The sequence below is a fragment of the Pseudoxanthomonas sp. JC1303 genome (assembly GCF_058448525.1).
The window spans coordinates 871,808-883,690 of record NZ_CP185958.1 but is presented as its reverse complement, the minus strand read 5'-3'; the positions used below and the strand labels follow the sequence as shown (position 1 = coordinate 883,690).

Annotated in this window: 12 protein-coding genes; 6 read left to right on the top strand and 6 right to left on the bottom strand. The window is 69.2% G+C overall.

What is annotated here, in order from left to right:
* Positions 1-53: 53 nt before the first annotated feature.
* Positions 54-650 carry a DUF4126 domain-containing protein gene (locus ACORQU_RS04005; RefSeq protein ID WP_271644686.1) on the bottom strand — a complete coding sequence of 199 codons (597 nt, stop codon included), beginning with the start codon at positions 648-650 and terminating at the stop codon, positions 54-56.
* Positions 651-805: 155 nt separating this feature from the next.
* On the opposite strand from ACORQU_RS04005, the gene ACORQU_RS04000 reads away from it, so the two are divergent.
* The 6 genes from ACORQU_RS04000 (at position 806) to ACORQU_RS03975 (ending at position 5,142) form a co-directional block, all read left to right on the top strand.
* Complete coding sequence (locus ACORQU_RS04000; RefSeq protein WP_491643586.1) at positions 806-1,534, top strand: DUF6776 family protein; 729 nt, start codon at positions 806-808, stop codon at positions 1,532-1,534.
* Between the two features lie 41 nt (positions 1,535-1,575).
* Positions 1,576-2,013: a bactofilin family protein gene (locus tag ACORQU_RS03995; RefSeq protein WP_491643585.1), complete on the top strand. Its 438-nt coding sequence runs from the start codon at positions 1,576-1,578 to the stop codon at positions 2,011-2,013.
* A gap of 65 nt (positions 2,014-2,078) precedes the next feature.
* Positions 2,079-2,846 (top strand): DUF6776 family protein, encoded by a 768-nt coding sequence (locus ACORQU_RS03990; protein ID WP_491643584.1) that lies wholly within the window; start codon positions 2,079-2,081, stop codon positions 2,844-2,846.
* 31 nt (positions 2,847-2,877) lie between these two features.
* A complete protein-coding gene (gene erpA / locus ACORQU_RS03985; RefSeq protein WP_491643583.1) occupies positions 2,878-3,264 on the top strand; it encodes an iron-sulfur cluster insertion protein ErpA in 387 nt (128 codons plus the stop codon).
* Positions 3,264-4,187, top strand: a complete 924-nt coding sequence (nudC, locus tag ACORQU_RS03980) for an NAD(+) diphosphatase (protein WP_491643582.1) — start codon at positions 3,264-3,266, stop codon at positions 4,185-4,187. Before erpA ends, nudC begins: the two co-directional genes overlap by 1 nt.
* Positions 4,188-4,245: 58 nt before the next feature.
* Positions 4,246-5,142: a hypothetical protein gene (locus tag ACORQU_RS03975; RefSeq protein ID WP_491643581.1), complete on the top strand. Its 897-nt coding sequence runs from the start codon at positions 4,246-4,248 to the stop codon at positions 5,140-5,142.
* A 373-nt stretch (positions 5,143-5,515) separates the two neighbouring features.
* Here ACORQU_RS03975 and ACORQU_RS03970 read toward each other — a convergent pair whose 3' ends face one another.
* From ACORQU_RS03970 to yccS, 5 genes are all read right to left on the bottom strand, one after another.
* The gene (locus ACORQU_RS03970; RefSeq protein ID WP_491643580.1) at positions 5,516-5,932 is read right to left on the bottom strand and encodes a DUF2752 domain-containing protein; all 417 of its coding nucleotides are present in this window, start codon (positions 5,930-5,932) and stop codon (positions 5,516-5,518) included.
* Positions 5,929-6,234, bottom strand: a complete 306-nt coding sequence (locus ACORQU_RS03965; protein WP_491644948.1) for a CD225/dispanin family protein — start codon at positions 6,232-6,234, stop codon at positions 5,929-5,931. Before ACORQU_RS03965 ends, ACORQU_RS03970 begins: the two co-directional genes overlap by 4 nt.
* Before the next feature lie 227 nt (positions 6,235-6,461).
* Entirely contained in the window at positions 6,462-8,351 is a 1,890-nt protein-coding gene (locus tag ACORQU_RS03960; RefSeq protein ID WP_491643579.1) for an MFS transporter, read from the bottom strand.
* A 78-nt stretch (positions 8,352-8,429) separates the two neighbouring features.
* Positions 8,430-9,224, bottom strand: a complete 795-nt coding sequence (locus ACORQU_RS03955; protein ID WP_491643578.1) for an SDR family NAD(P)-dependent oxidoreductase — start codon at positions 9,222-9,224, stop codon at positions 8,430-8,432.
* Between the two features lie 290 nt (positions 9,225-9,514).
* A complete protein-coding gene (gene yccS / locus ACORQU_RS03950; RefSeq protein WP_491643577.1) occupies positions 9,515-11,734 on the bottom strand; it encodes a YccS family putative transporter in 2,220 nt (739 codons plus the stop codon).
* Between the last annotated feature and the right edge of the window lie 149 nt (positions 11,735-11,883).

Genomic DNA, 11,883 nt, shown 5'->3' with positions numbered 1-11,883 from the left:
AGACTGAGGCTGCATTATGCGACGGACCGCACCTGACGCTGTCAAGAACGCATTCAGGGGGGCGAGGCTGCCATGCGGGGACCGGGGCGCAGACGGCGCCAGACCGCGCGGGCGATCCACACCAGCAGACAGCCCACCGACACGCTCAGGATCACGACGACGGCCAGGGCCAGCCAGGGATGCAGCAGGGCCAAGGCCAGGCCGCCGGTGACCATGGCGTCTTCGGTCAGCGAGGCGGTCCAGTTGCTGACCGGTTCGGGCGAGGTGTTGAGCAGGGCGCGCGTGCCGGATTTCAGGACGTGGCTGGTGAGCGCCACGCCTGCGCCGGCCGCCAGCGCGCCAGTCCCCAACTGCCCATCCGGTGACAGCGTGGCCGCGGCCAAAAAAGCGCCGGCCGGGACGCGGGCCAGGGTCTGCAGCAGATCCCAGATCGAATCCACGCCGGGGATCTTGTCGGCGAAGAACTCCGTCAGCGCCAGGGCCCCTGACGTCCCCAGCACCCACCACGACTCGGTGGGCTGCAGGGCAGGGGGCAGATCCACCCAGCCCAGCAACCCCGCCAGGCCGATGCCAAACACGGTGAGATACACGCGGATGCCCGCCATCCAGGCCAGCAGGATCCCGATCACGAACAGGTGGGCTTCGGTCATGGCGCCAGATCCCCTAGACTTGGGTCGTGACGGGGGCGTGAATGCACAGGGGCCCGTCAGCTCGTCCCAAGTATAGGCCCCGCCGGGGTCGCGCCCGCGCGTGGGGTCCGGCCCGACCGGGCGCCCGATTCGTCCGTTTCACCTGCCTGCCGCCCATGAATTCCACCTTCCCGCAGTACCGCATCGTTACCGCGCAACCCCGACGCTCGAACTGGCGTCGCAGCGCCCTGGTGCTGGCCTGGCTGCTATCGCTGCTGGTCACCGGCGCGGCGGTGTGGTGGTGGGCCGATGCGGGGTCCACCGCCACCGCCTCCGCGGCAGCACCGGCGCCCGCCGTGGGCGCGCCTTCCCGCCAGGTGCAGGCCGAACTGGAACGGCTGCGTCGCCAGGTCGCGCTGCTGGAGCAGTCCGATCGGATCAGCCGGGCCGCCAATCTGGACCTGCAGGACACCCTGGCTCAGCGCGAGACCCAGATCGCCGATCTGCGCAGTGACGTGGCCTTCTACGCGCGCCTGGTCGGACCGACCGCCGAGCGCAAGGGGCTGGGGGCGTTTTCCACGCGCTTTTCCGATCACGGCGATGGCGCCTTCGGCTATCGCGTGGTGCTGACCCAGACCCTCAACCGGGGTGCGATCAGCAGCGGCAAGATGCAGTTCAGCGTGGAAGGCACCCGCGAGGGCAAGCGCGAGGTGCTGGACTGGGCGCAGTTGCACCCCGGCCACGCAGCGAGCCCGCAGGCGTTTTCGTTCCGCTACTTCCAGGAGCTGAGCGGCAACGTGGTATTGCCGGCCGGTTTCACCCCGCACCGGGTGCGGGTGTCCTTGTTGGTGCCCGAGCAGGCGCCCCTGCAGCGCGAATTCGACTGGACGACCGCTGACGCCTGAGCCGCAGGCGCGACCCACCCCGATCCCCGCTTGGAGATGTCATGTTGAAGAACAAAAAGAGCAGCTTTCACGATGGTCAGGCCGTGGACACCCTGATCGGCGCCCAGGTCGTGTTGCAAGGCGACCTGCAGTTCAGCGGCGGGCTGGTGGTGGAAGGCCGCATCCACGGGCGTGTCTTTGCTGCCCCGGGCCAGCCGGCCATGCTGACCCTGGCCGAGCAGGGCGTGATCGAAGGCCAGATCGATGTGCCGGTCGTGATCCTCAATGGGCGGGTCGAGGGCGACGTGCGCGCCGCCGAGCGGGTGGAGCTTGCGCCCAAGGCGCGGGTCAACGGCAACGTGCACTACAAGATCGTGGAAATGCGGGCGGGTGCCGTGCTCAGCGGCAACCTGGTCCACCTGCAGGACCAGGAGCAGGCGGCGCCCGGGGAGGAACGTCCCAATGCGTCGCCTTCGCTGGCGCTGGCCGCCAACGGCTGAACGCGTCCCGGCCCCTGCGCCGGGCATTCAGAACGCTCTCAAGCGGGGCTGGCTATGCTGCGGCCATGTCCCCGTCCGAACCCGTCGCGTCGTCGCCTAGCCCGGATGGGCCGCACCTGTTGCCGGTCAGCCGCGGCGCGCGTGTGCTGGTGATCGGTCTAGGCATTGCGGTGCTGGTCGCACTGACCTTCGGCGCATGGGGCGCGTGGATGGTGTTTTCGCCGGCGGCCAGTGCCCTGCCCACGCCGGCCGAGTGGCGCGCCGCGCAGGCGCACGCCCGCGATTTGGAGCAGCAGGTCGCCACGCTGTCGCGCTCGGACCAGATCAGCCGCGAGGCCAACCGGGACCTGCAGGACACCCTGGGGGAGCGCGATGAGCAGATCGCCGGCCTACGTGCGGACGTGGCCTTCTACGAGCGCTTCGTCGGTTCGACCGCCCAGCGCCGCGGGCTGGCGGTCCATCAGCTGACCCTGGTGCCGCAGACCGACCAGGCCTGGCATTTCACAGCGACACTGACCCAGAACCTCAACCGCGGTGCCGTCAACCGTGGGCGCCTGCAGCTGGTGGTCGAAGGGACCCACGACGGCAAGCTGGAAACGTTGGATTGGCCACGCCTGCGCCAGCAGCCAGGTGCCGATGGCATGGCGTACTCGTTCAAGTACTTCCAGCAGCTCGAGGGCGAAGTGGTGCTGCCGCCTGCGTTCAAGCCGCTGCGCGTGACCGCACGGTTGCAGCCCGATGACGGTGCCCGGGTGGACCAGTCCTTCACCTGGACCGAGGCCACCGAGCCCGGACCGGCCGATGTGCCCGAGCCGACGGCCGTGGCGGGTTGAACTGGCCCTGCGCTGGCCCCATCCTGCACCCATGAGCACGCTTGTCTCCCTGCCGACCACTGCGCCGACGCCGGACTACCAGTCCCTGGACCGGCCGTTGAACTTCACCCATGCCGCCGCCGCCAAGGTGCGCGAGCTGATCGCCGAGGAAGGCAATGCCGACCTCGCCTTGCGCGTCTATATCGAAGGGGGCGGGTGTTCGGGCTTCCAGTACGGCTTCGAGTTCGACGAGAACCGGGCCGAGGACGACCTGGCGCTGCAGACCGATGAGGTGACCTTGTTGGTGGATCCGCTGAGCCTGCAGTATCTGATGGGCGCGGAGGTGGACTACACCGAAAGCCTGCACGGGGCGCAGTTCGTGATCCGCAATCCCAACGCCAAGACCACCTGCGGTTGCGGCAGCAGCTTCAGCGTCTGATGCCGGCGCAGACAGGCCGCCCGCCCCGTCCTTTCCCGATCGAGACCGGACCGTTGTCCGGTTTTTCGTTCGTGGCCGAGCCGCTGGACCGCGCCGACGCGCTGCGTGACGACAGCAAGGCCCTGGCCGCGCTGTGGCCGCAGGCCCGGGTGCTGGTGATCGACGCCGATGGCCAGTGCTTCGCCGACGGGCATGGCAACCTGTTGGCGCCGACCGGTGAAGAAATCGGGGGCGGCCCGGGTCAGGCGATCTTCCTGGGCCTGCGCGGCAAGGTCGGTTGGTTCGCGATCTCCGCCGACCTGATCGCGTTGGACGTCACCGGGCGCATGGAGCTGCGCCAGGCCGCGGCCGAGTGGGCCCACGCCGATTCCACCGCGTTCGCCCAGGCCCGCGCGCTGCTGCACTGGCAGCGCCGAAATCGCTATTGCAGCGTCTGCGGTGGCCGGGTCGAGGTCCGCCGCGCCGGCTATACCGCGCGCTGCACCCAATGCCGGACCGAGCACTATCCGCGCGTCGATCCGGCGGTGATCGTGGCGGTCAGCGACGGGCAGCGCCTGCTGCTCGGGCGCCAGGCCGCCTGGCCCGCTGGCCGCTACTCGGTGGTGGCCGGCTTCGTCGAGCCCGGCGAAAGCCTGGAGCAGACCGTTGCGCGCGAGGTCCTGGAGGAAACCCAGGTGCGGGTGCGCGCGGCACGCTACCTGGGCGCGCAGCCGTGGCCGTTTCCGGGGGCGCTGATGCTGGGCTTCGAGGCCGATGCCGAGCCCGACCCGCCGGTGGTGAACGATGAACTCGAAGATGCGCGCTGGTGCACGGTCGAGCAGATCGGCGCGGCGATGCGAGGCGAGGGCGAACTGCTGCTGTCCCCGCCGTTGTCCATCGCCCGCGCGCTGATCGAGCACTGGTATCGGAAGATGACCGCATGAGGGCGCCGTGCCGCGCCGTCGCGGGCCTGTCCTAAACTCGCCCGCGGAGGAATCGATCATGTCCAATACCCTGGTGGCCGTCGTGGTGGCGGTGCTGTTGGGCCAGTTCGCCCCGCATGCCGTGTCGGCGTGGCGGCGTCACGACCTCTATGCGCGCTGGCTGATGTGGCTCGATGTCCACCTGCGCGCGCAGCCGCGCTGGGGCGGGGCCGCCGGGCTGGTGCTGGCCATGCTGCCCTGGCTGGCGATCGTCGGGCTGCTGCAGTGGTGGCTGCATGCGCCGCTGCTTGGCGTGCTGGGGTTTGTGTTCGGCATCGTGGTCCTGGTCTGGGCCTGGGGACCACGTGACCTGGATGCGGACGTCCGCGCCGTGCTGGATGCCGAGGACAGCGTCGAACAGCGCGTGGCGATCTCGCAGCTGTGGCCGGAACCCGGCGCTGCGCCGAGCGATCCAGGCCTGCTGGTCGAGGCGGTGTTCCGCAGCGCGCTGGCGCGCTGGTTTTCGGTGGTGTTCTGGTTTCTGGTCCTTGGCCCGTTCGGCGCGGTGCTGTACCGCCTGTGCGCGATCTCGGCCACCGGGGTGACGGCGCAATCGCTTCCCCCCGGGCATCGGGCCGCGGCCCAGCGCCTGTTGCTGATGATGGAGTGGCCGGTTGCCCAGCTGATGACGCTGTCGATGGCGCTGATGAGCCATTTCGATGCCGTCTACGCGGCCTGGCGCGCGGCCGACGGGGCCCGACTGCAGCTGCAGACCGGCTTTCTTGGCGCGGCGGCGCGGGCCAGCGTCCGCGCCGAACTGGCGGACGAAGCGCGCGACTACCTGGACGATGGTATTCCGCAACCGCCCCTGCGCGAGATGCCGGAGCTGCGCGATGCGATGAGCCTGGTGTGGCGCATCCTGCTGCTGTGGCTGGCGCTGATGGCGCTGTTCGTCATCGCCGGCTGGGTGAGCTGACCCGCGGAACGGCCGCGCGCGTCAGCGAACGCCCGGTGCCCGTAGAGCGGAGCTTGCTCCGCTGCGCGGTCCGGTCCGTATGCGGGGAAAGCTCCAGCGGACCAAGGTCCGCTCTACGGTGTAGCGCGGGTCGCCGTTGCGCGCGCAAGTCTCAGGGGTCTGTAGAGCGGAGCTTGCTCCGCTGCGCAGTCCGGTCCACATGCGGGGAAGCTCCAGCGGACCGAGGTCCGCTCTACGGTCCAGCGCGGGTCGCTGTTGTGCGCGCAGGTCTCAGGGGTCCGTAGAGCGGAGCTTGCTCCGCTGCGCGGTTCGGTCGACGTGCGGAGAAAGCCCCAGCGGACCGAGGTCCGCTCTACCGCAGGGCGGTGCGTCCTCAGGTGGGCGGCGCCATCCAGGTAAACGGGGGCCAGGGCAGATTGCGCAGCAACCAGTAGGCCGGGATCAGCACCAGCCATAGGCGTGGGTCCATCGCCCAGCGCATGAACGGACGCAGCCAGCGCGGCTGCCAGCCCCAGGACCACAGCAGCATCGCCGGCAGCACGGCGAGCATCACCACGCCCAGCGGATTCATGTGCAGGGCCTGGCCTGCATCACCATGGACCAGTGCATGGAGCGCGCGGGTCATGCCGCAGCCCGGGCACCACAAGCCGGTGAGCTCATGGAACAGGCATTTGGGAAGCAAATTGCCCGGCTGGTTCGGGTCGACATGCTGGAGCACCCAAGCGCCCGCGGCGGCCACCGGAGCGGTGGCCGCCAGCAGGGCAACGCGTGGGCGCGTCCAGGCGATCACCGGCCGGACTGCGCCTTGATCTGTTCCATCATCATCTGGTACTCGGCCATGCCGTGGCCCAGGGTCAGGCTGTAGACCGTCCACAGCAGGCCGATCGCGGCCAGGACGGTGGTGACGATGGCCCAGGTCTTGGCGTTCTTGGACGCGCGCAGCGCACCGTCGAAGTCGCCCGCGGCCAGCAGGCCATTGACCTTGGCGGCGAACACGATGGCCACGATGCCGGTGATCAGGCCCGGGATGCCACAGCACAGGCACAGGCTGAAGACCGTGGCGATGATCGCCCACACCAGGTGATTGGGAATCGGCCCCGGTGCGGCCGCCTGGGGCGGCGGGGTGTACGGCGGCGGCTGCTGCGGCGGCGGCTGCTGCGGCGGCGGCTGCTGCGGCGGTGGGCTGACCGGCGGCGGATCGTTCGGCGGCATCGGCGGGCCGGGTGGCGGCGGAATCGTGCTCATCCTCTTAACTCCCCAGTAAGTGAAGGTCCGAGTCTAGAGCAGCAGCCCGGGTTCGCCCACCCATTCAGCTTGACTCAGGCGCGATCCCCGCGCAGATCGCGCACCGCCGCTTCCAGTGATGCGGCATCGCTCTGGGCCGGCATCGGTGGCGCGGCGGCCACCTCGATGTGGGCGCGGAAGCGGCGCGGCACGCGCATGCGGCGCAGACGCGAGTCGCGCCGCGACCACATGCTGGTCCACATGCCGCGCAGGGCCATCGGCACCACCGGCACCGGCCGACGCTGCAGGATCTTCTCCACGCCGGACTTGAACGCGGCGATGTCGCCATCGCGGGTCAGGGCGCCCTCGGGGAAGATGCCGACCAGCTCGCCTTCGGCCAGCGCCGCGTCGATCTTCTCGAACGCCGCCCGCATCAGCTCGGGATCTTCATGCGCCCCAGCGATGGGGATGGCCTTGGCGTGGCGGAAGATCCAGTGCATGCCCGGGATGTTGAAGATCTTGTAGTACATGACGAAGTGGACAGGACGCGGAATCGCCGCCGAGAGGATCAGTGCGTCCATGTAGCTGACGTGGTTGCACACGATCACCGCCGGGCCTTCGTCCGGGACCTGGTCTTCGATGCCATGCAGCTCCAGGCGGTAGAGCGCGCGGACCATGACCCAGCTGAGGAACCGCATCAGGAACTCGGGCACGATCGAGAAGATCCATACCGCGACCACTGCGTTGGCGATGGCCAGGGCCAGGAACACCTGCGGGATCGACCAGCCCAGGAACCGCTGCAACGCAATGCCCAGCCCGGCGGCGATCACGATAAACAGCGAGTTCTGGATGTTGACCCCGGCGATCACGCGGGAGAGTTCCTCGCGCGGGGTGCGGCTCTGGATCAGCGCGAACAGCGGCACCACGAAGAACCCGGTGAACAGGCCGATGCCGACCAGGTCGATGCAGATGCGCCAGCTGCCCGGTGCCTGCAGGAAGTGCATCACCGTCAGCCCGCTCTGCGTGGCCGCGCCGGGACGAGCGAAGTACAGGTCCAGCAGGAACGCGCTGATGCCGAACGCGCCCAGCGGCACCAGGCCGATCTCCACGGTGCGCCCGGAGAGCTTCTCGCACAGCAGCGAGCCGGTGCCGGTGCCGATGGAGAACAGCGCCAGGGCGAAGATATACAGCGACGGCTGCCCGCCCAGATTCACTTCCGCATAGGTCGGCAGCTGCGCGGTCAGCACCGTGCCGATAAACCAGAACCACGACACGCCCAGGATCGCGTTGCGCACCGCCAGCTGCTTGCGCGCCAGGCGCATGATCGCCAGCGATTCGGACAGCAGGTTCCAGTTGGGCTTGAGCCCCGGCGCGCCGGCATCCACGTGCGGAATCTGGCGCGCGACCAGGTTGCCGGTCACCGCCAGGGCGATCACCGCGGTGGCCGCCGCGATCGGACCATGCGCGCCGGCCAGCTGGAAGATCAGCCCGCCGAAGATCATCCCGACCAGGATCGAGATGGAGGTGCCCATCTCCACCAGCCCGTTGCCACCGGTGAGTTCCTCGGGCTTGAGCACCGAGGGCAGGATCGAATACTTCACCGGACCGAACAGCGTGGACTGCAGTCCGGTGCAGAACAGCGCGATGAGCAGCACGACCATGTTCTGGCTCAAGAAGCCGACCGCGGCCAGCGACATGATCGCGATCTCCATCGTGGTGGTGATCACGATCAGGCGCTGCTTCTCCAGCTTCTCGGCGAACTGGCCGGCGATGGAGGAGAACAGGAAGTACGGCAGGATGAACAACGCCGGCGCCAGGTTGGTGTAAAGCGTGCGCTGGGCCGGGTCGATGCCCAGCCAGAACAGCAGGCCGATGATCGCCTGCCGATACACGTTGTCGTTGAGGGCGCCGAAGCACTGGACGGCGAAGAACGGCAGGAAGCGGCGCTGCCGGAGCAGCTGGAACTGGTTGTGGCCCGACGACATGCGCGATTCCGTGCGAAAGCTGGGCGCAGCCTAGGCCATCGCGGCGGCTTCGGCAAAGCCGCCGTGCGGCATCGGGCATCAGACGATATCGTCGACCACCCCGCCATCCACGCGCAGCGCCGCGCCGGAGGTGGCCGAGGCCTGCGGGGAACAGACGTAGACCACCATGTTGGCGACTTCCTCGACCGTCGCGGGGCGCTGGATGACCGAGGAGGGCCGGTGGGTCATGACGAACGCCTTGCCCACTTCCTCCAGCGACTTGCCGGTGCGCGCGACCTCGTCCTGCATCATCGCGGCAAAGCCATCGGACAGCGTCGGCCCGGGCAGCACCGCATTGACCGTCACCCCGCTGCCGGCCACGCGCTTGGCCAGGCCGCGCGAAAGCGAGAGCTGGGCGGTCTTGGACACCCCGTAATGGATCATGTCGGCCGGGATGTTGCGTCCCGACTCGGACGAGATGAACACCACCCGGCCCCAGCCGCGCTCGACCATGCCCGGCAGCAGTGCACGTGACAGGCGCACGCCGCTCATCACGTTGGTCTGCCAGTAGCGCTCCCACTCGGCGTCATCGGTGGCGAAGTAATCCATCTGCCCGAAGACCCCGGCGTTGTTGACCAGGATGTCCACCTGGGGCAACGCCTGGATCAAGGTCTCGGTCTGCGCGGCATCGGACAAATCGGCGGGCAGGCCGGTGAAACGCGCGGTGGGCAGCGCCTTGGCGAGCTTGTCCAGCGCGGCGTCCACGCTGGCCTGGCTGCGGCCGTTGACGATCACGTGGGCGCCCGACTCGGACAGGCCGTAGGCGATGGCATGGCCGATGCCTCCGGTGGAGGCGGTGACCAGCGCGGTCTTTCCGGAAAGATCGATGTTCATGGGGACTCCTTTGAGAGCGTGGGAAAGCAGGCGATGGCGCCGCCACCATCGACCAGGACGGCCCAGCCTGTCGCATCCGCGGTGGAGGCCAGGTACAGATCACGCGGGCGATGAGCTGAGGCCGGGCGGCTGTTCGTCGATCAGCTGGCGGTACAGCAGCACAACGCGCGGTGCTGGGATCGCAAGAACATTGCAGTTCTCGCCGAACACTCGAGCCCGCCTCGCCCAAAGCCGCAGGCGCAGCGGCGCGACCTCAGACCGTCCGATGATGCGCCGCGGCCGCCGACGCTTCAGGCCGTCGCGGCCCGTGGCGGGGTTTCAGGCTCGACGGCCGGGCCGGCAATCACCTCATCGGCGGCCGCGCGCAGCTTGGGCAGCAGGCGCAGCACCAGGGCCAACTGGGTGCGCAGCAGGCGCTGCTTGCCGTCGATGTCCTCGGGCATCTGTTCCAGCGTATCGGCCAGCTCGGACGTGCCTGCCTCCAGGTCCTGCGGCAGCGGGCGCCGCGCGGACAAGGCCTCGTGCAGGGTGACCAGGGCCAGGTGCAGGCGCTGGCCGGCCTGGTCGACCAGGGCATCGTCGGGATGCGGCGCCAGCGCGGCGCGATGTGCGCCCAGTGCCGACAGATAGCCCAGCAAGGTGTTGGACAGGGCCAGGAAGCGGAAGCCCGCCTCCAGGTTGCCGCGCAGGAAGCCTGGCTCCCGCACCATGTTGGCCAGCGCCGCGGACAGGGCGGCATCGGCGTTGTGCATGTCGCGCCGGGCGATGCGATAGCCCAGGTCGTCGCCGCCACGCCCGCGGTACTGGGCCAGCACTTCGTCCAGGTAGCGCTGACAGGCCTGGACCACGCTGCCCATCACCAGGTGCAGGCGCCGGCCCTGCCAGTCCGGCAGGATCAGCAGCGAGGCGGCCGCGGCGATGGCGCAACCGATCAGCGTGTCCAGCAGGCGCGGCCATAGCAGCAGGAAGCCGTTGCCCAGCAGGTTGAAGCACAACAGCGCCATGACGGTGATGGCGGCGGTGGCCACCATGTAGCGGTCGGTGCGGGTGACGAAGAACAGCAGCGCCGAGGCCAGGGCGATCAGCAGCTGCAGTTCGGTGTCCGGGAACAGCTGCATCATCGCCCAGGTGATCCCCAGGCCGACCAGCGTGCCGGCCACCCGCTGGACCAGGCGCAGACGCGTGGCTCCGTAGCTGGGCCGGCACACGAACGCGGTGGTCAGCAGGATCCAGTAGCCGTGTTCGGGATGCACCGCGCGCAGCACGCCATAGCCCACGGCCAGCGCGATGGCCATGCGCAAGCCATGGCGGAACAGCAGCGACTTGCGCGTGAACTGTGCCGCAAGGCGCGTGGCCATTTCGCGCAGCGTGTGCGGCGAGGAATCGCGCAGGCGGGTGTCGATGCCCTCGCTGGTGGTGTCGGCCAGCGCGGTCTCGGCCAGGCGCCGCTCGATGCTCTGCAGGTTGGTGCCCAGCAGTTCCAGCGAGCCGATCAGGCGGTTCCACTGCGGGTTGTGCTGGGCGCGCAGGAAGGCCAGCGACTCGCCCAGGTCGGCGGTGGCGATGCGCGTGCGCTCGCCGTATTCAAACGGGATGCGCATGCGGATGGCGGTGGCCAGCGCCGCGCAGGCCTTGCCCTGCAGCGCCAGCAGGCGTTGGCAGCGATACAGCACGTCGCTGTGGAAGAACGCCTCGGTCAGCGCCTCGTAGGGGTAATGCGAGGAGCTGGCGCGCTCGTGGAAGTCCTGGGCCATGTAATACAGGCGGAAATACAGTCCGGACTGCACACCCGGGCGGCCCGAGCGCCCGAAGCGGCTGAGGATCGCGGTCTTGGCCGCATTGAGCGCCTCGACCACCCTGGCGTTCTGCTGGGCCAGGGCCAGGCGACGCGCCTGCTGGTCGGCCTGGCGCACCGGCTCGAACAGGTCCGCCTTGAGCCGCAGGAACAGGCCCAGCTCGCGGAACAGCCGGGCCAGGCGCTCGCGCACCGGGCGGTTGGCGAACAGCGCGGCCCAGGCGATCGACAGCACGCCGTACCAGGCCGCGCCGATCATCAGCAGGACCGGGTTGCGCCACGAGGCCAGCGCACTTTCGCCCACCGGCGCGCCGTGGTCCATCACGATCATCGTGTAGATCGACAGGCTGACCGTGCCCACCGCGACCGAGGCATAGCGCTCGCCCAGCGCGCCCAGCAGGGTCAGCAGGAAGGTCGCCACCGCCATGCTGGACACGAAGGCCAGCGGGTAGGGCATGAGCAGCTTGACCGCGCTGGTGGCCAGGGCGAAGCACAACAGCGACAGCAGCACCGACTTGGTTCGCCCCCACCAGTTGTCGTCGGTCTCGGCCAGGGCGCTGGCGATGATGCCCAGGAACAGCGAGGGGATCGCCAGCAGCGTGCCGCGGCTCCAGCACACGGCCATGACCACGCCCAGGGCGATGAACACACGCAGGCCATAACTGGCCTTCTCGTGTGCCCACAGCTGGCTCAGGCGCGATTCGGTACGGGACATGCGGGCGGAAGCGACAAGGGAGTCGGCATTATCCCGGCACCGCGGCGCCCGCGTGAAGGCGCGTTCTGCCATCGGCGCTGCGCGCACCCGTGACCGCGCCGTAACCGGGCCGCAACTGACGCCGTGACCGGCGCTGTCGACACTGGCCA

Bases quoted from the DNA above. Each gene is read 5' to 3' on its own strand.
- ACORQU_RS04005 (WP_271644686.1), bottom strand. From the start codon at position 650: ATGACCGAAGCCCACCTGTTCGTGATCGGGATCCTGCTGGCCTGGATG.
- ACORQU_RS04000 (WP_491643586.1), top strand. From the start codon at position 806: ATGAATTCCACCTTCCCGCAGTACCGCATCGTTACCGCGCAACCCCGA.
- ACORQU_RS03995 (WP_491643585.1), top strand. From the start codon at position 1,576: ATGTTGAAGAACAAAAAGAGCAGCTTTCACGATGGTCAGGCCGTGGAC.
- ACORQU_RS03990 (WP_491643584.1), top strand. From the start codon at position 2,079: ATGTCCCCGTCCGAACCCGTCGCGTCGTCGCCTAGCCCGGATGGGCCG.
- erpA (WP_491643583.1), top strand. From the start codon at position 2,878: ATGAGCACGCTTGTCTCCCTGCCGACCACTGCGCCGACGCCGGACTAC.
- nudC (WP_491643582.1), top strand. From the start codon at position 3,264: ATGCCGGCGCAGACAGGCCGCCCGCCCCGTCCTTTCCCGATCGAGACC.
- ACORQU_RS03975 (WP_491643581.1), top strand. From the start codon at position 4,246: ATGTCCAATACCCTGGTGGCCGTCGTGGTGGCGGTGCTGTTGGGCCAG.
- ACORQU_RS03960 (WP_491643579.1), bottom strand. From the start codon at position 8,351: ATGTCGTCGGGCCACAACCAGTTCCAGCTGCTCCGGCAGCGCCGCTTC.
- ACORQU_RS03955 (WP_491643578.1), bottom strand. From the start codon at position 9,224: ATGAACATCGATCTTTCCGGAAAGACCGCGCTGGTCACCGCCTCCACC.
- yccS (WP_491643577.1), bottom strand. From the start codon at position 11,734: ATGTCCCGTACCGAATCGCGCCTGAGCCAGCTGTGGGCACACGAGAAG.